Annotated in this window: 19 protein-coding genes and 4 pseudogenes; 17 read left to right on the plus strand and 6 right to left on the minus strand. The window is 34.2% G+C overall.

The window, feature by feature from the left end:
* Nucleotides 1-207 precede the first annotated feature (207 nt).
* The 3 genes from AC1RNS_RS01490 to AC1RNS_RS01500 all read left to right on the plus strand — a co-directional run bounded on the left by AC1RNS_RS01490 (nucleotide 208) and on the right by AC1RNS_RS01500 (nucleotide 2,023).
* Entirely contained in the window at nucleotides 208-588 is a 381-nt protein-coding gene (locus AC1RNS_RS01490; RefSeq protein WP_492990268.1) for a hypothetical protein, read from the plus strand.
* A 348-nt stretch (nucleotides 589-936) separates the two neighbouring features.
* Complete coding sequence (locus AC1RNS_RS01495; RefSeq protein ID WP_409368969.1) at nucleotides 937-1,377, plus strand: NUDIX hydrolase; 441 nt, start codon at nucleotides 937-939, stop codon at nucleotides 1,375-1,377.
* 202 nt (nucleotides 1,378-1,579) lie between these two features.
* Nucleotides 1,580-2,023 carry a hypothetical protein gene (locus AC1RNS_RS01500; protein ID WP_492990269.1) on the plus strand — a complete coding sequence of 148 codons (444 nt, stop codon included), beginning with the start codon at nucleotides 1,580-1,582 and terminating at the stop codon, nucleotides 2,021-2,023.
* Between the two features lie 49 nt (nucleotides 2,024-2,072).
* Here the strand turns inward: AC1RNS_RS01500 and AC1RNS_RS01505 are convergent, their stop codons facing one another.
* Nucleotides 2,073-3,296, minus strand: coding sequence for an ISL3 family transposase (locus AC1RNS_RS01505; RefSeq protein WP_492990271.1), 1,224 nt, complete (start codon nucleotides 3,294-3,296; stop codon nucleotides 2,073-2,075).
* 776 nt (nucleotides 3,297-4,072) lie between these two features.
* Between AC1RNS_RS01505 and AC1RNS_RS01510 the strand changes: the two are divergent.
* The 3 pseudogenes from AC1RNS_RS01510 to AC1RNS_RS01520 form a co-directional block, all read left to right on the plus strand.
* A pseudogene (locus tag AC1RNS_RS01510) lies at nucleotides 4,073-4,896 on the plus strand (tyrosine-type recombinase/integrase).
* 64 nt (nucleotides 4,897-4,960) lie between these two features.
* Nucleotides 4,961-5,514 (plus strand): annotated as a pseudogene (locus tag AC1RNS_RS01515) (hypothetical protein).
* Nucleotides 5,515-5,761: 247 nt separating this feature from the next.
* Nucleotides 5,762-6,142 (plus strand): annotated as a pseudogene (locus tag AC1RNS_RS01520) (DUF3797 domain-containing protein); the annotation flags it as partial.
* A gap of 833 nt (nucleotides 6,143-6,975) precedes the next feature.
* Here AC1RNS_RS01520 and AC1RNS_RS01525 read toward each other — a convergent pair.
* Nucleotides 6,976-7,485 (minus strand): DUF3231 family protein, encoded by a 510-nt coding sequence (locus AC1RNS_RS01525; protein WP_492990272.1) that lies wholly within the window; start codon nucleotides 7,483-7,485, stop codon nucleotides 6,976-6,978.
* A gap of 365 nt (nucleotides 7,486-7,850) precedes the next feature.
* On the opposite strand from AC1RNS_RS01525, the gene AC1RNS_RS01530 reads away from it, so the two are divergent.
* On the plus strand, nucleotides 7,851-8,564 hold the full coding sequence (locus AC1RNS_RS01530) for a hypothetical protein (protein ID WP_492990273.1): 714 nt from the start codon (nucleotides 7,851-7,853) through the stop codon (nucleotides 8,562-8,564).
* Nucleotides 8,565-8,676: 112 nt separating this feature from the next.
* Here the strand turns inward: AC1RNS_RS01530 and AC1RNS_RS01535 are convergent.
* Nucleotides 8,677-9,951, minus strand: a pseudogene (locus AC1RNS_RS01535) (hypothetical protein); the annotation flags it as partial.
* A 164-nt stretch (nucleotides 9,952-10,115) separates the two neighbouring features.
* Complete coding sequence (locus AC1RNS_RS01540) at nucleotides 10,116-11,867, minus strand: protoglobin domain-containing protein (RefSeq protein WP_492990274.1); 1,752 nt, start codon at nucleotides 11,865-11,867, stop codon at nucleotides 10,116-10,118.
* A 686-nt stretch (nucleotides 11,868-12,553) separates the two neighbouring features.
* Between AC1RNS_RS01540 and AC1RNS_RS01545 the strand changes: the two genes are divergently transcribed.
* From AC1RNS_RS01545 to AC1RNS_RS01560, 4 genes are all read left to right on the plus strand, one after another.
* Nucleotides 12,554-13,714, plus strand: a complete 1,161-nt coding sequence (locus tag AC1RNS_RS01545) for a sensor histidine kinase (protein WP_492990275.1) — start codon at nucleotides 12,554-12,556, stop codon at nucleotides 13,712-13,714.
* Nucleotides 13,715-13,716: 2 nt separating this feature from the next.
* On the plus strand, nucleotides 13,717-14,394 hold the full coding sequence (locus AC1RNS_RS01550; RefSeq protein WP_492990276.1) for a response regulator transcription factor: 678 nt from the start codon (nucleotides 13,717-13,719) through the stop codon (nucleotides 14,392-14,394).
* Between the two features lie 394 nt (nucleotides 14,395-14,788).
* Complete coding sequence (locus AC1RNS_RS01555) at nucleotides 14,789-15,805, plus strand: alpha/beta fold hydrolase (RefSeq protein WP_492990277.1); 1,017 nt, start codon at nucleotides 14,789-14,791, stop codon at nucleotides 15,803-15,805.
* A 484-nt stretch (nucleotides 15,806-16,289) separates the two neighbouring features.
* The gene (locus AC1RNS_RS01560) at nucleotides 16,290-17,060 is read left to right on the plus strand and encodes a DUF817 domain-containing protein (RefSeq protein WP_492990279.1); all 771 of its coding nucleotides are present in this window, start codon (nucleotides 16,290-16,292) and stop codon (nucleotides 17,058-17,060) included.
* Between the two features lie 238 nt (nucleotides 17,061-17,298).
* On the opposite strand, the gene AC1RNS_RS01565 is transcribed toward AC1RNS_RS01560, so the two are convergent.
* Nucleotides 17,299-18,249 (minus strand): LysR family transcriptional regulator, encoded by a 951-nt coding sequence (locus AC1RNS_RS01565; RefSeq protein ID WP_492990280.1) that lies wholly within the window; start codon nucleotides 18,247-18,249, stop codon nucleotides 17,299-17,301.
* Nucleotides 18,250-18,360: 111 nt separating this feature from the next.
* Nucleotides 18,361-18,990, minus strand: a complete 630-nt coding sequence (locus tag AC1RNS_RS01570) for a YczE/YyaS/YitT family protein (protein WP_492990281.1) — start codon at nucleotides 18,988-18,990, stop codon at nucleotides 18,361-18,363.
* Between the two features lie 113 nt (nucleotides 18,991-19,103).
* Between AC1RNS_RS01570 and AC1RNS_RS01575 the strand changes: the two genes are divergently transcribed.
* The 6 genes from AC1RNS_RS01575 (at nucleotide 19,104) to AC1RNS_RS01600 (ending at nucleotide 22,946) form a co-directional block, all read left to right on the plus strand.
* A complete protein-coding gene (locus AC1RNS_RS01575; RefSeq protein ID WP_492990282.1) occupies nucleotides 19,104-19,556 on the plus strand; it encodes a MarR family winged helix-turn-helix transcriptional regulator in 453 nt (150 codons plus the stop codon).
* 26 nt (nucleotides 19,557-19,582) lie between these two features.
* On the plus strand, nucleotides 19,583-20,101 hold the full coding sequence (paiA, locus tag AC1RNS_RS01580) for a spermidine/spermine N(1)-acetyltransferase (RefSeq protein WP_492990283.1): 519 nt from the start codon (nucleotides 19,583-19,585) through the stop codon (nucleotides 20,099-20,101).
* Nucleotides 20,102-20,430: 329 nt separating this feature from the next.
* Nucleotides 20,431-20,892 carry a hypothetical protein gene (locus AC1RNS_RS01585; protein WP_492990285.1) on the plus strand — a complete coding sequence of 154 codons (462 nt, stop codon included), beginning with the start codon at nucleotides 20,431-20,433 and terminating at the stop codon, nucleotides 20,890-20,892.
* A gap of 15 nt (nucleotides 20,893-20,907) precedes the next feature.
* Complete coding sequence (locus AC1RNS_RS01590; RefSeq protein WP_492990286.1) at nucleotides 20,908-21,216, plus strand: hypothetical protein; 309 nt, start codon at nucleotides 20,908-20,910, stop codon at nucleotides 21,214-21,216.
* Between the two features lie 2 nt (nucleotides 21,217-21,218).
* Entirely contained in the window at nucleotides 21,219-22,511 is a 1,293-nt protein-coding gene (locus AC1RNS_RS01595; protein WP_492990288.1) for a glutathionylspermidine synthase family protein, read from the plus strand.
* 21 nt (nucleotides 22,512-22,532) lie between these two features.
* Nucleotides 22,533-22,946: a DUF350 domain-containing protein gene (locus tag AC1RNS_RS01600; RefSeq protein ID WP_492990289.1), complete on the plus strand. Its 414-nt coding sequence runs from the start codon at nucleotides 22,533-22,535 to the stop codon at nucleotides 22,944-22,946.
* The last annotated feature ends 39 nt before the right edge of the window (nucleotides 22,947-22,985 follow it).

The following is a 22,985-nucleotide window of genomic DNA, read 5'->3' on the forward strand; positions in this document are numbered from 1 at the left end:
GGGCAGGTTAGTTGAACAAGCAGGTGTCTTGGGGAAATAAAGTATTAGACTGAAAAATAAAGTTGTAGACTGAGAAAATATAGCATTAGACTGGGAACGGCATTAAGCTAACGGGCAGGATTGCAAAAAATAAGACGAAATCCTCTTTTACATCATGTATCAATAATTAGTAAAATTGGCACATGAATATAGAAGGGAGCAAGCTGAATGATTGACATGCAGTATATAAACGATCTTGAGGCAGAGATGGATGTAATGAAGCTTGTAGGTAATTATAATGAAATAAAATCAATCCTGCAGCAGTACCCTCAGGAACAGTGGTCATATGAAATGATTTTAGCATTTGCAAGGGCATTGAATTATCTGCAAGATTATTCTGACCAGACCAATCCATTTGACCAAGTATACAGGCTGCTGCAAACTGTTTCTGATAAGGGAATTACGGACGCTGAATGGCATTTAATAATGGCTTCTGTTAGTTTTAATCTACAACTTTACGCTGAGGCGGTAAAACATGCTGAACAAGCAAATACGATCACAGCTGGCTGTGCTGATGATATGCTTGCGCTGTACTCACAATATGACTAGTAGAACGCTTCTGATAACGTTCATATTCAACTATCGCTCCAACCCATGTTTCCATCGAGAAGGAAACCGAATTAAGAGAGATACCTAATATTTTTTTACTTGAGTCGAGAACGTTGGGAACCATAGGTATCGTTATTGCTCCGCAATCGGCAGTATTTTGTTACGCTAACGGGGTGCTTTACTTGAAGATCATTGAGGTCGCGGTGGTAATAATTGGTATGTGATATGATTAATGGGATATTGTTTGAAGGTTCTATAACCGGTCGCATTTCTGCAGAAAAAAATGCATCTACGAAATGAAATGGGCCAAGTGTTTATGGATAAAGTATAAATTTTAGGGGGTATTTTATGTTTGTAGTAAATGTAGAAGGGGCAATTCGTCGCAATGAGAAATGGCTTTTAATCCGCAGAAGTGAAAAGGAGGAGCATGCTGGTGGAGGTCTCTCATTAGTAGGAGGAAAGTGTGAAATTGAAGGTGATTCGTCTGATATTCTGGAAAGAACATTAAAACGAGAAGTTTTTGAAGAAGTAGGTAGCGAAATTACAGGCATTAAATATGTAAATAGCTCCTCCTTCGTGACAGAATCAGGGATAAATGTAATCGATATAGTTTTCCTATGTCATCATAAATCTGGAGAACCTTACGCTAAAAGTACTGAAGAAGTGGATGATGTTATTTGGATGACTACATCAGAGGTTCTTGCACATACGGAACTACCTTTATTTCTAAAAGAAAACATTAAACTTGCAGAGAAAATACTACAAGATAATTTGCAGGTGAAATATTAGTTATACATTTTCCATAATAGGGCGCTTTTCTGAAATAAGGAAAGCGTCTTTATTCATGGAAAGGGCCATATTTCAGAATAAAAGACTTTTATGCAATGTTACCTAACGACGCTTTGGGGACTTTTTTAATCAAATGCAACTTTACATTTTCAATTACCGTCTATCTATATAATTTAGATAAAATTGGATATAGGAGATATATATGAAAACTCGCAAGTTCAAAGAATACAGTTCTTTGCTATGTGTGAAAATCAATTTATTTACAGCCTTTATATTATTCGTATTATTTATTTGTTCAAAGTTGTTTATAGAAAAATTCCAAAATGATGCTTTAGTTACTGTAAATGATTTAGATAACGGAGCTGGAGCGATGATGGCAATTGTTTTAATCGTTGGATTAGTAGGTATGTTATTGATTAGTTGCTCTATATTATTACCCTTGATAATTCCACTTTTCAGTAATTTTAAAGACAACTTAAAATCGTTGATAGGTATAGTGATTTGCAACTTTGGTATTAGCTATTTTCTTTTATTGAATTTTACTTTGCAACTAGCATTGTGTTTTTTTCTACTAGCATTGGTAGGAACATATTTTTCGATGTATTTCAGATATAAAAAAAGGAATAGTACGAAAATTAATATTTAAATTTGGGCTCTTCACCAAAACGTGTGCTTGACTAAGAGCCATACTGAATCTATTCGGCATTGCATTCTAGTAAAATTGTCTCTTTATAGTGCTGCGGATTGCGTGTGAAAAAATGGCGTCTTTGCAGCGCTTTAATGAGATTATTTTTCCCTTCTACTGCCGCATTAGTAAAGCGTAATTGATGATAATTACAGATTTCTTCTTGCCAATTGCGCATCGTTGACAGACAGGATTCCACGGCTGGATGCTTGATTGTAGTACCTTGCGCCAGCCAACGTCCGAAGCCTTTTTTCGCCAGTTCATACGTGGAACTACAGTCGTACCATTCGATAAAGGCTTCTTTCCAACTGTAGACTTGATGCAGGATTTCGGCGTATTGAAGCAGTCGGTGTAGGCTATTTTTTTCATCATTCTTCAATTGATCACGTCGTTTACCAAGAATTCGGAAGTGTTGCTTAAGGTCCTTTTTGGCATACGGTGCTAGCTGCTTTTGAACGGATTTTCGTACGGCTTGAAGCGCTTCAGTTACGTAACAATTGACATGATAACGATCGGCAATACGAATCGCTGCAGGATACATCTTTTTCGCAAACGTATGATAGGCCTTTGCCAAATCCATGACAATCGCGACAGGCTTCAGCGCACAAAGAGTAGATTGTGTATTGAAATAGGCGAGTAATTCCTCGATTCTTCGTCCAGGAATAATATCTAAAAATGTCCCACCACGTAAATCATGGAGACCCGTGTTATACGTATGCCCTTTACGAATGGCAAAATCATCAATGCCTAGCACGAGATTGTGACACGCCAATGCTTTTTTCTGACAAGTTTTTTGGACACGTGTAGCTTCCTCCATTTTCCATGAACGGACGATACGCGCAACGGTTGTAGCAGGTGTGTTTGCCACACGTGATGTATGCGTGATTGTAGCGCCGATTGCCTGCTTCGGCAGCGTGGCTTCAAATGCCTTTGTGTATCGTTTTTTCGGTGCCACACACTCATATGCCCACACAAAATGTGCAAAACAAGCTGTACATGACATACGAATGGCAGGTAAGTTCAAGTAAACAGGGCAACCAAACGCTTCGAGATGCCGCACTTTTCGAACATAGCCAATTCCACGACGAGTCGTATTTTCAAATGCACAAATTGGACAAGCCTGTTTAGATTTAATTGGCATGACATCAATGAAAATTTGGTGATTTATTTTAGTGGTTGCGGTAATTTTTAGTTCTGGTAAATCCCATAAATCCTTGATAGAATGAGAGTGCATCTGTATACCTCGCTGTGTTGTTTGGTCGTACTCTCAACTCTAGCGGATACAGATGTTTTTTTGTATTCTTTTTTAGCAAGAACAGATTTTGGTGTTGAGCCATTTTTTACGTAATAAGCTTAGTTCAAATTAAATTTGGTGGATTCACGCTCCCTCAAAATCCAGCAGACAATAGTAGTAGCTTTATTTCAACGAATGACTGGTTTGGAATATTTGATACGATGCACTTTAATATTTCTATTTGGAGTTATTCAGCTTTATTTTATAATGTTATTATATTTGTACCGTTTGGGATTTCCTTATTACTCCTTTTCAATTTAAAAAGTAACAAAAAAGCAATTTCTATTGTTATTTTAAGTTGTTTAGTGATAGATGTCGCCCGTCTTTTACTTGGGTGGTCTGGTTTTACTATTACTATAAGCAACTTTGGTAATAAGGATATTATCTATTTGTTATTTAATGTTTTGGGTGGAGTCTTAGGAATATTTTTAGTAAAGTACGCAGTAAATTATATTCACTCATATAAATTAAACAACCAAACAAAAATTGTAGAATAAAATATACACATATATACCTAAAAACGTTCCCAAATGCAAGTTTAGTTATTCCATTAAAGGGCGCTTTCCTGGAAACAAGGAAAGTGCCTCTTTGATTAATTAAAGTTCGAAACTATCAATAATTTTTTGTTTGTTGAATATCCTTGTATGGAAAAATCTTTCATTGAACATAATAGAATCTAGAATTAATAGATTTATAGGTGGGAGAGTGAAAGACACATGTTATTATCCGAAGCGTGGAAAAAGTATCAACAGGAAAAAATCGAGGGATATTCATCACTTACATTAAAAACATATTGTTTTCAATACAATCTATTATTGCGATTTTTTGGTGATATTGATATGAACGAATTTAATACATATAGATTAAAAGAATATTTAATACGATCAGGAGACCACTTAAAGCCTTCAAGTTTAGGACATAGAGTTCGTTGTGTTAAATCACTATTTAGATGGTCACATGAAGAAGGTTATATTCTAAAAAATCCTGCAGCTAAATTAAAAGAGCCGAAATTAGGTAAAAGGATTCCTAAGTTTCTCTCAGAATTAGAGATAGAACATCTAAGGGAAGCTTGTCAAACAACGATGGAGAAAGCACTATTTGAGTTTATGTATTCAACCGGCTGCCGTATTGGTGAAGTTGTAAAATTAAATCGAGAAGATATCGATTTTAATTGTACAAGGGAAAGGTGATAAAGAAAGGGAAGTGTACTTTAATACCCGCTGTTCAATTTGGTTAAAAAGGTATTTAGATGAACGAGAGGATAAGGAACCTTGTTTGTTTATTACGGACAGAAGGCCGAAAAGGCGAATGAGCATTGATAATTTATGATATATTATCAAGCGCATATCAAATCGTGCTAGTATAAAAAAGAGTATACATCAGCATCAATTACGACACAGCTATGCAACGCATATGATTAATAACGTTGCGCCAATTGATGTCATTCAAATTTCTGGGTCATGAAAAGAGTGAGACTACAAAGATATACGCTCAACTAAGCGGAAAGCTAAGACAAGATTTATACAGTAAATACTTTTAAAAAACTTTCATTCAATCAAGACACTCATGTAGAATTACAATACTTTCTAAAAGGAGGATATATAATGAAAGCAACGAAACTCGTATCATTAGCAATACCTATTCTATTATTAGTAGGTTGTGCGGTAGAAAATAAAGAGTCTACTCCTAAGACTGAGCAGTTAAGCAAATCAACAATGAAAACAGTAATATCAGAGAAACAGTATCCCTATTCTATTTGTGAACAATTAGTAGAGTTTCAATACATGAAGGATTTATTCATAGTAAACTCGATGAAAGCTATGGAAGACAAAGAAAAAGAAAAAGATATTTTAAAAACAGCAAACAAGATGGATAAGATTTTAGACAATATGGAATATGTAAAGTTCCTGATAAATACAAAGACATTCACAAAGACATACAAGTAGGGGTAACAGATGCAAGAAAAGCAACAAAGCTTATTAAAGACGCTAGTAAAGAGGATAAACCAAATATGCAAGAAGCTGTACTAAAAAGTACTCCACATTTATCAGGTATATATGGATAAAATTGGAAAAGCGTACTTTATGAGTTAAGTAAGGAAAACAAAGATGCTTATGGTAAAGCACTTGATAAATTAATGAAAGAACATGCGGAATAATATAGTACCATACAACAATTATAAGGGAGTTATGCGTAAAATTAGTTCTTCAACTAACGGGCTGCTTTAGTTTAACAAGAATTATGCTTATAATCTTCCACAATCGGGCGCAATTCCTATAAAAGGAGTTGTGTCTTTTTAGTTAACATCTTTAAAAGTGGTTTTGCATACTTGAACAATATTGTACAGAAGGGATGAAAATAAATGGATATGAGAGATGCAATGGAATTAACAAAAAAAATACTCAACTTGTCCAGAGTGTGGTAACGACAAGGTAGGCGGAGAACCTTCACAAGGAGCTTTAATAATTGAAGACGACATCTTTACACGGAGCTGTAAATGCAGTTGGTCTGTAACTGTAGATCAAAGAATCAAACATGTAGCAACACTTACACAGCGTAGGAGTGGAAAATTAGTTGGAGGTGTTTATGAAGTGCGTATACATGGTCGAAATGCTCATAAATACTTACCTTTGCTTGAACTTAAAGAAAAATCAGGAGTAAAGAGAATAGTAATTCAAAAATTGAGGCTTGGCTTAACAGCCCAGAAGGACGGAAATGGGCATTGGAAGTGCCAGCAGCAAATGTGTTCTAGAAAGATATTGTGTAGCAAGAGGAAATTGATATAAAAAAGGTCACTTAGGCGGAGTGACCCTTTGAAAGGAAAGGACTTTGAAGGTGTAAAGCATTTTAGCTTTACCCTACTATTTATATGACGCCATAGTCATGTTTATATAGTTTATTGCCTTTGAAATAAATTAAATTAAGTTAGGCGCTTGATTTTAAAAAAAGCCATCGCTTTTCAAAGGGATGGCTAAAGAGAGCATCTTTTAAATGAGTGATAGTCTATGTATATGTTATGAGAGTTAAATTTGGATAGGTAATAGTCTTTGGAAATTAAAAAAGAGTCACTGCTGGTCCTTCAGTGACTCTTAAAAAGGTAGGAGAAAATTAAATGCCTTTTCACTATATAAATATGACATTGTACACATATTTGTACAGATGATTACCTATTAATGTCTATAAAAAGTTGTAACGTTTTTCACATGCTACAGTCAACCACTGCACGGATATGAGGAGAATTACAGGGATAGCGCGTGCGATAAGTTTGGGGTAATGCAAAAGAATGCTATCCCGAGGTAATATATGTGATTTGAATTTAAATTATTACAATGAAATAAAAAGGGTCACTTGGGATGGAGTGACCCTTAGTAACGAAATTCGGAGGTGCCAAGTTAAACTAGTTTAGCTTAACACTACTATTTATATGATTAGTTAACATGGGCTATATAGTTCATTGCCTTTGAAATAGATTTAAAAATAAAAAAGCTGCGACGGTCAACCAACGTCATAGCCAGTGCGTGCGATACACTCAAGATTATTGTGTGTAAAATAAGGTTCTCTATACATTAAAAAAACCCCAGTTTTAAACTGGGGAGACAGTTTATCAGTTAAATTATTTTTACTTTTCTGGATAATCTACATGTAATGGTGGTGGTACTAACCAACCTTTATTTTTATTAAGTCGTAGTAGTTTTGCACCGATTAGAGCTTTCGCTGCATGGAATTGACCATACATTAAGGCAATATCTTCTCGAGTAGAAGTCCCCATTGCTTGACTACATGCAACTAATCCAGCAGCTAGGTCGGCACTAAGAGCAGCGCTAATTTCTGGATCATTAAACTTAGCACCTGGAGGAATATCTTCCATTCTTGCTACTGGTCTTTCTGGTGAAGCTGGAGGTAAGGCAATTCCATTCGTTTTTAGAATCTTTTCTAATTGCTTTACTTCATCTCTACAAAGTTCAATTATATCTTCAATAATTTTTTTAAGATCTTCGTCACCAGCATGATTATAAAACGTTTGATAGCCAGAAATTATACCATAATCTGTGATTAAATTTGTCCAAACACTAAATACTTCACCGTAATGCAACGGTTCATCTTTTGGATTTCCACCCAGAATACCCATACTTACACATCCTTTTCTTATTTTAGCTAAAGCAAGGTTAGTATGGTTAAAATTTTAAAAATAATTCATTACTGAACAATATGAGGACATCATGCAATAGCTTATTCGATAGGGCGCGATTGTGGAATAAGTGTCGCTGTTTTTATTCAACTAACGGGGTGCTTTAGTAAAAGAAGAAAAGGTTCTACATATTAGTCATATCTAATATGTAGAACCCTTTAATTTTTCTATCTTTTTAAAATTAGGTCTTGATAAATCAAAAATTGGTTGAAATGATAAATGGAAATAGTTATACAAGTAAATTTTATTTGAGGTATTATTAAAAGAGTTTGAACAAAATTGAACTAGAGGGAGAAGTATGTAATATGAAAATAAAAAGCGTTGTTATAACAATTGTCGCACTTTTAGTTATAGTTATTGCAGGGTGTAGTTCTGGGACAAAAGAAGAGTCTATGGGTGAAGTTGAAAAGGAAATTTATACGCAAGAACAGGTAGAGTCTATGTTCAGTGAAGACAGCCTGGAGGCAGCGAAAGAACGACTAGAGGAACGGGGCGGCTCAGATTATATGATACCACCTGAGCATACTGCTATCGGAGAAAATCAATCAACTGTAGTAGAACTTAAAGAGTCGGACATTTTAGACGGAGAAGATTCTAGTTTTGAAAAGTATGACAACGTAGGAGCAATACGTCTTGATACGTTAGAGCTGGACTCTACTTTTGAGGATCAAGATAAATATACAAAGGTGCTGCTTACAGAACTAGGAATGGAGAAAGCTTATTATGCAATGCGTAATACTCTATTGTGGACAGCCGGTAATCCTCCAGATGGACTCGAAAAACATAGTGATGGCACTCTATCTTTTTATCTAAGTAAATACTCTGAGCTTATAAATTGTCACTTTCAGGGCGCTAACCCTGACGTGAAAGAAAAAATTATCAGAAACATGGAACACGCATATAAAAACAATACACCTATAATTGTCTATGGAGAATATGAGCAGTTTCTGGACGAAGAAGGATACTCTGGCTATCGTCTTATCATTCATCGAATAGGCTTTAAAGAGGTCATAAATTAATAAAAGAAAAACTAAGGATTTGATAATAATCCTGAATTATTCATGGAAATAATTTTTAGAAATTTGCCAATTAAGACCACTCGATGGGTGGTCTTAATTATATGTCTTATGCTGGTGAAGGTGTACCTCCTCCGATCCAAATCGCTGTAATTTGGCCAAGGGCTGTTAAGGTTGCTGTCCCACCGCCAATTGCGTTGCCAAACAAACTGCCCACAGAGCCGGCTAAGGAAATGCCAGAGAAGCCAGAGCCATCTAACCCTGTAATGGCACCGACGACAGCTAAAGTGATGACCGCAATTTCCTTTGTTAACGGAACTACTGCAGCAAGACCAACACCGAGATCATTGACAATGCCATGAGAGGTATTGGGTAAGTGGTCTCCAATAATTTGTGTGAAGCCAGCATCTCCAAGATAGAAGAAAGCGGCAATTGGAATAACGGGTCCAAAAACCTTAAAGCCGAATTGGAATCCTTGAATCAAATAGCTTGTAGTCTTTTCAAGCCCTTCTTTTTTATGAGCAGCAACACTAAGCAGAAGTAAGATAAAAACAGAGGTCCCACCGATTAGGGCAGTAGCATCCCCACCTTGTAGCTTGAAAACCGACATAGCGATAACGTCTAATATAAAGGCGATTGGAATAAGCACCGCAAAGAAACGTTTTTGCCCAACAGACAGTAAATTTTTCACTGTTATTTGCTCCATGTTTTCAGCTGTGTCATTGGCAGTGTTTAGTAGCAAAGTCCCCCGTTTCATATCTCGTCTTAAAAAAATATAAGCAGCAATTGTCGTTACTACGCCCATTGTGATAACAAGAGGGATACTAGCTGAGACAACTTCACCAACAGGAATCCCCGCAGCATCTGCAGTAAGCTTTGGAGCTCCCTGTATAACAAAATCACTTGATAGTGCAATTCCATGCCCAAACAAATTCATAGCCATCGCAACGCCAAGAGCTGGAAGGCCCGCACGAATCGCAACAGGTAAGAGTACCGCTCCTAACAATGCGACAGCAGGTGATGGCCAGAAAAACCATGAGATAAACATCATTAATAGACCAATTGTCCAATAGGCAAGTGCAGGTGTTTTAATGATTTTCGTAAAAGGTGCCACCATGACCTCGTTAATACCAGAAGTCATCATCACCCTGCTCATGGCAACAATAATTGAAATAATAAGAATGGTCGATAACAGCTCTGTAATGGCATAAATAAAGCTGTTAAAAACACCACTAATGGATGAAGTTAAATCGCCAGTAGCAACAATCGCCAGCATGAAGATGCCTAGTACACAAATGAGGGTGGTATCGCGACGTTTAACCATAAATCCAATGATAAGCACAATAAAAACAACATAAATCCAATGGAGAGCTGTGAATTCAATCCCCATACGTTTCCCCCTCAAAATTCAATCTGATTCTATAGAATATGAAGAGAAAAAAAGTTGGTGATGATTTTGAAAAAATTTTGACTTAAGTATCATTCTAATATAATAATCGCAATACTAGCATAAAGACTTGATACTGAAGGGGTTGGAATATGAGATAAACCCATTTAATTAAGATATTGCTGTTTCTCGTTCACAAGAATTTGTGTTAGCTTTCTTAAATTCTCGATAACGATAGACGATTCTTTGGTGATTTCTGTTAAATACTTTTCGGCTTCTACTTTATTACCATGATTGTATTCTTGTACAGCTTTTTTCGCCATATCAAGTACATAAATAAATGGTTGTTCTAGGTTTATATAAGCGTGTTCATTCCCAAACAACTTTTTACCTACTCCATAGTACCATTCACCAAGGCGTGACTCATGAGGGGCGCCAATGTCCTGCTCTGTTATTGACCCAAAGTCAAGCAACAGATTATAGATTCTCCATCGCCATAATAAGTGATCAGTAATTGCTAGTTCAATAATATCTTCTTGCCCTATAATGAAGTTTTTCGAAATGGTCGAAGAGCGATAGTTCTCAATCATTTGACTTAACTTATAGATCGCAGAGCCTGTATCAAAGACAATTTTCTTACTTTTCTGCATGCTCTCCGTGAGATTGTTGTTACTCTCTGTAATATCAGATGCAGATATGGCCTGTACTTTCGCAATTGAGGCGATTTCTTCGAAGCGTGTCCCTTGTTGCTGTAGGTTTTTATTTAATTCTGTAAGAGTTTTTGTAATATGTAACGTATCTACTACGCCTTTGTGCAGATCTTGTGAGAACTGGTTTGTTAACGTACTGATATTGTTCGTGATGTGTAATAACTCTTGTATATCAGCGTTAATTGACTGAACAGATGTTTTCGTTCCATCCGCAAGTTTACGGACTTCCTCAGCAACAACAGCGAAACCTTTACCAGCATCACCCGCACGAGCTGCTTCAATCGATGCATTTAACGCAAGTAGGTTCGTTTGATCGGCGATGCCTTTAATAAGTTCCATTAGTTTTGCTACACTATTAACACGTTCCACTAAACTTTTAATATCCTCCTGCATCATTTTCTGACCCTTGTCTGTTGTTTGTAAAATAAATGATACATGTTGTAATGATTCTAAATCTTGATTTAACTCTTCTAAAGCATTTTTCGTATCATCAGAAATATCACCAATAGAAGTAGCAACTTCTTCAATGTTTGCATTTAAATGACGCATAGAATTATTCACAGCAATAATATCCTCTTGCTGAACATCTTGAAATTGCACAAGTTCTTTGATGGTGTCAAGCTGTGTATTATACAATATAATTTCCCCTAAACCATTGACAACAGAGCTCCCTTGGATTTCAATATACGTTTCTACGATTATTTGTTGATCAATCGTTACTAAGCTATCGTAAGCTAATAGGACATTAAGCATTTTTTCTTGATGATGTGATAGGCTGGTTACAATTAAAGGAATGATTAGTTGATTGAATAATGTGTACGCTGAAATCATCCAGTTTGGTAATACCCCAATACGTGCATGTGTAAAGGCAATTTTACGACGTTTAAATACATATTCTATATTTAATTCATCTTCAAATAAGCTAATGAAGTGCGCATCAAATAAGCTTTTTAAACGATCAACGGTAGAATGTGTGTTAATGACATTTTTAAACTCAGGAATTTCTAATAACCGATTATAGAATTTATCTAAAATGTCTTTACGGTTATCTTGGTAAATAGAACGTAGAAAGCTTACAGAGTCTCTTCTAATTTTAGTCAAAGCGAGGAAATCTAATTTTTCTTGAAAGCGTTCGTTTGTTTGGATATCTGAATAGTTTGTCTCAGAAAAGTAATTAAAATTCTTTGATTTTTTTTTTGCAAACATCATAGTTTTTCTAGCTCCTTGTCATTTTTTAATCCATCTCATATCGCAGGGCAAAACCACTAGATTTCATTCCAATTAATAAAAAAATCATTAATATAGGTATTGATCTATTGTATAAATTAATTCTCATAAAATTCTCAAAAAAAACTAAGGAATTTGTATTAATGAAATAATATAAAAGAATTCTTATCCCAACCGTATTTTTATTAATTTTATTTACTGGAGTTTTAGATCTTCGAACATGGGATTTTGATAGATTTGGATTAGTTAAAATATATGGAGAGTGGGATTATTACGAGGGAGATTTCCTTACCTTAAAAGAAATAGGCAATGTAACATTAGAACCCATTACAATCCCATCTAGGATTAAAGGAAAAGGAAAGGGAACTTACCATCTACGCATTAAGTTACCAGAATCTCATACAATCTACGGCATCAAAATTAATAATATTAAAATGGCTCAAGCCTTCTTTAAAGCCTATGGAGATTTGTATAAAATAAGGATTATTAATCCGAAATTTTATAAAGGATAGTAGCTTGGCGAACCAGCCAAATACATACAAAAAAGAATTGGAAAATATTAACTTCTTTGAAACGACAGTTCAGTTAATTTATCATCACCAAGTATGATTTGAAATATTTAGATATAGGAATGATGGTAGACACACCGAAGATGGGAGAATAAAAGTATGAAAGCAATAATAGATCAAAGGAAATGGCATTGGTTGGACTATTTTTTATTTCTTATGCGTACGACATGGTTTACATATAATGGCTATGCGATATTCATTAGTACGATTGATTCAGAAAAGTGGATTTTACTTTTATGGGCAAGTTGTTCTTATATAATGCCCCATTTATTTTATCGACCTGGGCTTATAAAGTTCCAATTTTATTTAATGACCGAGTTGTTGTTAACGGGTTCTTTGTTTATTTATTTATCAAGTCAGCATGAAATATCAGTGACTTATAGTTTTCTACTCGTGCCAATCCTTACTGTTGCATATGCTTGTCAAGTTAAGCCGTTAATTTGGTTAGGACCTTTCTTAGTAGTGGGTACATGGGCTGGCAGTCTCTTCATTAATAAGGATTTCTTTGCCCTTTTTATTGACACAATTATTTTTTATGGTATTGGATTTTGTTTAGGTAGGATGACCATTGTCAATAACGCTAATAAAGAGTTAATTGCCTCTATTGAGGAAAAAAACAAGAATTTGGAATATTATTCAAAAAGGATCGAGGAATTAACGATTAAGGAGGAACGAAATAGAGTTTCACAAGATTTGCATGATACACTAGGCCATATTTTTACATCTGTCATAACAAGTTTAGATGCTCTTCCTTTTCTGTATCAGGCAGATAAAAAAGAAGCAGAAAAAAGTATTAAAGAGATTTCGGATTTAGCACGAAATGGATTAAACGATGTGAGAAAAACAATTCATTCTATGTCGCCGATGAATCATCAAACTCTTGTTGAATCGGTGAAAGAATTGATTGCTGATTTTATGAAACATACAGCAACAGATATAAAACTGAATGTCGAAGGGGAAGCTACCAAAGTTAGTGAAAGAGTACAGTTTGCTATTATTCGTTGTATACAAGAAGGGCTTACAAATGCGAAAAGACATGGGCAGTCAACTTTTATTAAAGTAAATATTTCGTTTAAACAAGAAGAATTAATTGTTCTTATTGAAGATAATGGGAAAGGTTGTGATGAATTGAATTTAGGATTTGGATTACGCTCCATGAAAGATCGTATATCGGCATTAGCGGGAACGGTTAACTTTCATTCTAAATCGAATAATGGCATGAGGATAACGTGTAACATACCAATAGTAAAGGAAGTTTAATGATGGTGATTAAAGCAGCAATAGTTGAAGATCAAGAGATTTTAAGAAAAAGTTTAAAAATTGTAATTGAAAGCATGTCTGACATTGAGATTGTTGGAACTGCGGAAAATGGAGAAAAGGCAATTGATTTATGCGAAAGGGAAAAACTTGATGTTCTATTAATGGATATTCAAATGCCAGTGATGGATGGTGTAAAGGCGACAGTTGAAATTAAAAAACGTTGGCCCCATATAAAAGTGATAATACTGACTACTTTTCAAGATGTTTCTCACGTTTTGGATGCTTTAAATGTAGGGGCAGATGGTTATATATTAAAGGCTGTTGATCCAGAATTTTTAATTCAGGGAATTAAAATGGTGTATCACGGAGGTTCCCTCATTCCTCAACAATTAGCAAAAGAGGTGTTTGGTCAGATACAAATAAAGAAAAACGAGCACCCAGAACAACTTGACGATAACCTTATAAATCATCCATATGATTTAAATAATCAAGAATTAAGGGTTTTAAAATATTTAACTCAAGGACTATCCAATAAAGACATTTCAGAAAAGATGTTTCTTTCAATTGGAACTGTGAAAAACTATATTTCTGCGATTTACTCAAAATTAAACGTAAGAAACAGATCTTCGGCTATTATTAAAGCAATGGAAGAGAGTCTTATAGCAGATAAGAAACATTGAAGTAAGAGAGTGTAGATAAAGTTCAACTGACTTTATCTACGCTCTTTTTTATTATCAGATTTAATATCATGGGATTTGGGTTTTCGCTATCAATAACTTTTCCAAAAAGCCACTTATTCTTACGAAGTAATATGTATTAGCCAAAGGTCATAAATTGTCGTTTTATTTTTAAATACTAATGACTTTTTAATGACTTGCCGGCACTACAATATATTCCCTTTTATTAGTAGAGTAACTAATAGGGAGGTAAAAAATAACCGCTTAAAATCATTTCAAAATAACAAGCAAATAGGTTATTTAGCGCAATAAGATTTTCCGAAAATTACTCTAAATAAGGGCGTGCATTGGATCAAAATTTAGTTTGCATTAAGCAGAAAGGAATTAATAGAATTAGATGAAAAATATAAAGAGAATATTAAAATATATTGGAGTAATTATTATATTAATACTATTATTAGTACTTTTTCGACCTACATGGACTTCGAATATAAAAGGGGATAACAGTATTAGCGTTTTAGAACAAGTTAAGATCAATGGTACAAAACAGCAAATCATGATTAGAGGTCGTGATCAAAATAACCCGGTCATTATATATGTACACGGGGGACCGAGTGTGTCCGAAATTCCTTATGCAAAGTACGAAAACTTATTAGAAAAGGATTTCACTGTCGTTAATTACGATCAAAGAGGAAGCGGCAAATCGTATCATTTTAAGGAGGATTATTCTAACTTAACGGCAGATGTACTTGTAGATGATTTATTAGATCTTACGGATTATATTTCAAAACGATTTGATAAAGAGAAAGTGATCTTAATAGGTCATTCTTATGGTACATATTTAGGAACAATGGCTGCTTATAAAGCTCCAGAAAAATATGAAGCCTATATTGGAACTGGTCAGGTGAGTAATATGCAAGAAAGTGAAATAGATAATTTGAATTATACAATAAGTGAAGCAAAAAAAGCTGGAAATACAGAAGATGTGAAGTACTTAGAGGGAATCACTGAAAAAATACATGCTGGAGAGTCAGCGGCTCCAAGAGGTTATGTAGGGAAGTACGGCGGCGCTACAAGACTTATTAATATGTCGGATGGCGATATACTATTAAGTCGTGAATATAATTTGTTGGATTTTATTCGCTATAACAATGGAGTAGCTAAGACACAAGCACAACTTGTTAAAGAGGTTTTTGATAAGCCACTACCTAAGATAGTTACCAAACTTGAGTTACCTTTTTATTTTGTAATGGGTAAATACGATGCCATGACATCCTCTAATGCAGCAAAAAATTATTTTGATGTGATTGAAGGAGATCAAAAGGAGTTTATTTCTTTTGAAGAGTCAGCTCATTATCCACAATTTGAAGAAAAGGAAAAATTTTATAAATGGATGTGCGAAACATTTAAATAGGGAAGCTTTTTTCATACTGGATGAGAAATTGTGAAGAATTGTATTTAAGCAGGCAGCCTCAGTAAAATAAGCTATTTTGGAAGCCTTTATTTATATAAAATATTTTGGATTGTAGGGTTGCACAGGTAAAAAAATGATCAAAATTATTTAAATGTTGAACTTAAATCGATCGAAGAATAATTATTTTGATGATCTTTATTCAAAATGGATAATTAACAATAAGGTTCTGTCAAGATAGTAAAGTTGAAAAGATTAATATTGGAATTTAATTACCTGATTGTTAGCGAAAATCTAACTATCGGGTTTTTTGATTCATACATAATACCACGAATTTAGAAAAGAAAAGACGTTTCTCGCAATTTTTAGTTCCAAGTTAAATAACAATAAATTTATTGATTATCAATAAAAAAACATTGATTTTTGATAAAATATCTTATATTCTTCTAACAAGAATCTAAAGTTAGCTCTATTGAGGTGAATTAATTTGAAGAGTTTTGTTATAAGCCTAGTTTATTTCGTTTATCATCAATCATTATCCTGTATTTTTCCTGTAGTCATATTTATTACTCTTGCACTTTCAAATGTAATTCAAATACCTGGTGTATCCAGATACGACTTTATATTAATCATTTGTCTTTTGGCACAATATGTTATGTATAAATTTAAATTGGAATCAAAAGATGAATTGAAAGTTATTTTTCTTTTTCATATGATTGGGCTTGTGCTAGAAATATATAAAGTGAATTTTAACTCTTGGTCATATCCAGAGGAAGCGTGGTCAAAAATTTGGGGTGTGCCATTATATAGTGGCTTTATGTATGCCAGTGTGGCAAGCTATATTTGTCAAGCTTGGCGCAGGTTTGACTTAGCAATCGTTAACTGGCCAAAAAGTTATTTTGCAATCCCGCTTGGTGCAATGATCTACTTGAATTTTTTTACACATCATTTTATTTATGATTTTCGCTGGCTCTTAATGGCTGTTCTTTTTATAGTGTTTTACCGTACGATTGTTAAATTTACAGTGCGAAATAAAATCTATAAAATGCCGATTGTTGTATCATTTTTTTTGATTGGTTTTTTTATTTGGATTGCTGAAAATATTGCTACGTTCTTTGGGGCATGGTCATATCCCAATCAAGAAATATCATGGAAAATTGTTCATTTTGGTAAAATAAGCTCTTGGTTTTTACTTGTAGTGATAAGCATCATGATCGTTGCGCAGCTTAAGCTATTCTATCGAAATACGGTCGAGTGAAAGCAGTATTGATTATCTTTCAAAAGCCTTGTGCCATTTCATATGTGGTATGGCTTTTCATGTGGTTGAAGAACTATTAGGTCAATAAAATCAAACCATTCTATACAATTGCAAAAACTAAGACAATGAAAAGATAACAAGATGGATGACTAGGAAAAATGCTTAGTCATTTTTTGTTTTAGAAAAAGAATCCACCTCATTCAGCAAACAAATGACTGAATGAGGAGGATTCTGATTGTTATGGGGATTTTAATAAAAATTGAATTAACCGTTTACTGTTTTCTGAAATGGTCAATCCTGCTTTTTCAAGATCTTCAACTATAAGGCGAATAAAGGCTTTAGCAGCAAAATTAATAAATTTATCTTTTCTATATAGAAGGACAATTTCTCGTGTTAAAGGCGGATTGCATATTGGGCGCTCACAAATTGCATTTGATTGATGTAAATTACAAAGTGTTTTGGAAATTATCGTTGCCCCAACATTTTGTTCTACTAGTTTAAAAATAGCGTCAATACTAGCTGTCTCTATCTTAGGCTTGACATGAAGCTTTTCCTTTTGAGCGGCACTATCAATTACTTTTCTACATTGGTGGATTGTTGGAAATAATATAAGTGGGAGCTCTAAAATATCCTGGAATGGAATTATTTTAGAAGCTGCTAATGGATGATTGTTATGAGCAACGAATCGTAGTTCCTCCGTAAACAGTGGAATGATTTTAAGCTGCTCCTCCTCATAATCGAAATACTCTTGTTTGTAGGAGATAGCAAAATCAATTTTATTGTCTTTAAATTGTTTTAGTACATCATCCGAGCTATTTATACAGACTTGCACATCAGGATATTCCAGATGATAGTCTAACAAATAATCTGACACTAAATTTGTTAATTCACCAGGTAAAGTTCCAATAACTAATTTTCCTGCTTTTACTTCTTTAAGCTCAATAATTTGGTTTGTTGTATTATCAATGGCTCGAAATATATGGGTGCATTGCTCATACAAAATCTTACCAGCATCTGTAATAGCTATTTTTTTTCCTAGACGATCGAATAGTGGAATGCCAAGTTCGTTTTCTAATACTTTAATTTGATGGCTTAGCGTAGGCTGAGAAATATTCAATTTTTCGGCAGCCTTTGTGAAATGAAGCTCTCTACACAGGATAAAAAAATATTCAAGCTGTCGTATTTCCATATACTTACCTTCTTTAAATAAAATAAATATTTCTTCTATTATAGCATTATTCATATAGAGAAATGTATGGGAATCAAACCAAATAAATATTTCGAAATCATTTTGGGTTATCTAAATATTATGGTCATTTGGTAATGTACTAGAGTAACTGAATAAATGCTCTAAAGCTTTTTTAGTAAATGGCATAAAGTAATTTAGTAATAGCCCACCAAAACAAACAGTTAATAAAGTTCCAACGCCTATTGGTCCATGTAAAATTATTGCCATTATCAAGAATACAAGGTAAATGAATGTCCTTGCCAAAAATATATTTGTTCTAATTAATTTTTGTATGATGAATGTTAATCGGTCAATAGGGATCGGGGCAAAATTTGTCTGTAAATAGGTTGCTGTTCCTAAACCAATAATTACTAAGCCGATACAAAAACAAATTATTTTGCTGTACCATAATTCAGGTGTTACTAAATTGTGCATTAAGAACAGCCACATATCAATTCCTATTCCAGTAATCAATGCTGTTAGCAACCCTAAAACTTCGGGTCTTTGTCTTTGTAAAAGTGAATTACAACCTATCAATATTACAGCTATTATTACTTCCCAGCTACCCACCGTAAGTCCTACACTTTTGGACAGTCCTACTAATAGGGCATCAAAAGGTGAAGTGCCCAAATCTGATTGTATTGTCAAAGAAATACCAAAGGTTAATAGTAAAATTCCTATTACATAAAAGATATATTTCATAGTGCTCTACCTCTTTATCATTACTTTTTTGTTGTAAATACAACAAAACTAGGTTATGTTAAATATACCCCCTTTTTATTGTATTTACAACAAAAAAATGTGAGGAGATAGTTATGAAAGAAATCCTAAGAGAGATTGGAATGATTGCTAGGGCATTAGATTCTATAAGTAATATAGAATTTAAAGAAATCGATCTTACAAAAGGACAATATTTGTACCTTGTTCGAATAGGTGAAAACCCAGGAATCATTCAAGAAAAGTTAGCTGAGATGATTAAAGTAGACCGAACAACCGCAGCGCGCGCAATAAAACAGCTTGAAGTTCATGGTTTTATTGAAAAGAAAGATGATGAACATAACAAAAAAATAAAAAAACTCTTTCCAACAGAGAAAGGGAAACAAGTATTTCCATTTATAAAAAGGGAAAATGATCATTCCAATCGTGTGGCACTAGCGGGACTTTCTGAAAGTGAAGCAGAAACCCTTTTTCATCTTCTAGAAAGAGTTAGAAAAAATATAGAAATTGATTGGGAATATGTGAAAAAGGGGAACAAGAGAAATTATTGATTTTATCTATAGGAGCTGACCATAAAATGGCTATAAAAATAAATAAGTGCAATCAACAAGATCTACAATTACTTCAAGAAATAAGTATTGAAACGTTCAATGATACATTTAAAGATCAGAACTCAGCCGCAAATATGAACGCTTATTTGGAAAAAGCCTTTAACCTTAAACAATTGGAAAAAGAATTGTCTACGATTTCATCGAATTTCTTTTTCATCTATTATAATGATGAGCCTGCCGGATATTTAAAGGTAAATTTAAATGATGCCCAATCCGAAAAAATGGGTGACGAGTCACTCGAAATTGAAAGGATTTATATTAGAAATAAATTTCAAGGTAAAGGGCTTGGAAAATATTTAATCAATAAAGCGATAAAACTGGCTATCGAACAAAGTAAAAAGATGATCTGGCTAGGAGTTTGGGAAAGGAATGAAAATGCCATTGGCTTTTATAAAAAGTTGGGTTTTGTCCAAACTGGCGCACATTCTTTTTATATGGGGGATGAGGAGCAGATTGATATTATAATGTCCAAAACACTGAAATAACTCCTAAAAAATAGATTAAAATAAAATGGTTTGTTGTCCAGTTGTTCAAGCCCACAGTAGGTTGCAATTCAGAACTGCAAATATTTCAGAGCATGCTTGATTTAAGGCATGCTTCTTTATTGTTTCTCTAAGTGCTGGCGTTTCTTACAATGAGGTCAAATAAGTGGTAATTGATTTCTTGAATGCAAAGATGCCATTTAATAATTAAAGTATTGCTATGAAACTATTTAACATTTACAGTCGTATATCATAAGGATAAAAATTCGTTGGTTTGCTGACGTTACTTAAAAATATTAATTTAGCACATCAATCTGTAAGGGAAGTGTATTATGAAATTTGAAGGTGCCATGTTAGAGTATCGATTGCAGAGAAATTCAGACAAGTTCGAACCAATTTTTTACTATTCACATATTGATTTGCCACAAATTTTGGCTAGAAGAGAATGTGAATTTTTTATTAAAGAGGGCAAAACCTTCAAACAGCTTTCTTCTGCCATTGAGGGGAAGTTGTTTGTGATTTATGTTGAACTATACGAAGAAGCACCAATTGAAATGGAAAAAGATATCCATACTGGCATTAAGCTTGAATATCGTGAGTTAAATGCTTCTAACAATCATCCGCTAATAACTTTTGAGTATATGAAAAATCATTTAGATATTTTAAGTATTGTTGGGAGTATTTACACATATATCGAAGAAGAGGAATGGGAGCGTGACTCTGCCGAGATTGATGAAGACAGAGGCGTGTATGTTTTGTATGTGAAATCAACAGGATATTTGTTTGAAAAGTAGGAGGGTATTTTCACAATGAAGAAAACTAAAATAATGATGACTGGGGCATTGGCAGCTGCGGCTTTGGCGTCGTTGGCTGCTTGTGGGGAAGAAAGGGGTTATTCAGCGCCAACTGGAACAGATTGCGATGATTGGGAATGGGATAAGAGCACAGGTACGTATTATTGTGATGATAGTCATTCAACTCACTCAGGTAGCTACTACTATGGTGGACGTTATTATAATTCTAAAAATTCGTTACAAAAAAGTGCTGACTATAAAACATATTCAACGAATTATAAATCAGGGATAGGCAGTGGTTCAAAGGGCGGTTTTGGAGGATAAGGATGAACCAATTTCGTGGAAATCGACAGCTATTTTTTAGTAAGATAAAGGATTTTTGGCATGATATATATGACAATGAATATGCTTTATTTGATATAAAAAAGGAAAGTTATGAAACAGTTCATAGGATTCACCAGGCAACGGAGCAGATTGGTCACATCTTTTATAAGACTGCTTCACTATTACGTAAGGTAGATGATGAGACGTTTTTGCGTCTTGGCTTTCCAGCCGAAACACATTCTTTTATTCGCTTGCAAACACTACCAGTTGAAAGTGTCATCGCACGTTTAGATTTAGTTATGACGGATGGACATATAAAAGTACTGGAGCTAAACGCAGATACGCCTACATTTATAAAAGAAACCTTTTATGTTAATGGAAAAGTATGTGAAAAATTTGGTTTGGAAAACCCAAATGATGGTTGTGAAGATCAATTAAGGCAAGCCGTTTTACAGGCTATAATGATGTCACTCCGTTCAACCAAAGATGCTAGCAATATAGTTTTTGCCGCACATTCAGAACATGAAGAGGATAAATGGACAACAATGTATTTAAAGGAACTGATAGGATTAAGAAGTCAGTATATGGACTTTAATGAACTGCAGCTTATTGATAAGCCAATTGTAGAAAATGAAGAAGTTGTCCTATCACAAGGTCTTTATGATAAATACGGTGAAAAAATTGATGTATTATATCGTCAAACGTATCCGATAGAACATTTACTAAATGATAAAGACCCAATTACGAAAGAAAGAGTAGGTCAAATGTTAATGAAGTTGATAGAACAACAAGATGTGGCTGTTGTAAATCCTCCTTCAGCTTTTTTACTTCAATCGAAGGCAATTATGGCACTTATTTGGGGGCTGCACGAGGAACGACATTCATTTTATATGCCTGAAGAGCATAATGCCATAGATAATTATTTTTTACCAACTTATCTGGATCCGGATGTTTTTTTACAGCAGGGACAATCATTTGTTAAAAAACCTGCATTTGGACGGGAGGGAGACACTATCGAGATTTTTTCACATACAGGTAAAAAAATAGAGGAAGATATTCATAAAACTTATCTAGACGAACTTCCCGTTTATCAACAATTTATTGAGCTGCCTGTAACGACAATCCAAACAGAACAAGGACCAAAAAGAGTACATTATATGTATGGGAGTTTTTACATAAATGGTAAAGCAAGCGCAATTGGCATTCGTGCAGGCGGGCAAATTACAGATAATAGCTCTTATTTTTTACCAATAGGTTATTCAGAAAGAAGTAAAACAGATGAAAGTGAAGCTTAGTAAAGAAGGAGTGTAGAGAGAATGGAGTTTTTCTCATTAGATAGTTTTATAAATTTTTTATTGTATTTAGGAACTGGGCTTGTCCTTATCGCAATTGGTATTGTTGCATTTTCTCTGACAACAAGGTTTTCAGAATGGCATTTAATAAAAGAAGGCAATATGGCCGTTGCTTTAAAGTTATGGGGAAAAGTGATTGGATTAGGCATTACCATATATACAGTATGGTCTTCAAGTATCCACATCCTTGATGCGTTTATTTGGGGATTAATAGGGATTGCCGCACAAGTTATTGTGTATTTAGTGATTGAATATGTGTTAACACCAAAAACGAGCTTAGAGAAGAAAGTTGAAGAAGGAAATACGGCAGTAGGTTTCAGCCTATTTGCGGTTGGTATTACGGTAGGATTAATTATTGGGGGAAGCCTATCATATTAGCAAATAAATAATGATTTACAAGAGCTTTGCTACGTCGTG

It is taken from the genome of Lysinibacillus sp. GW821-FHT14F06, assembly GCF_058803665.1.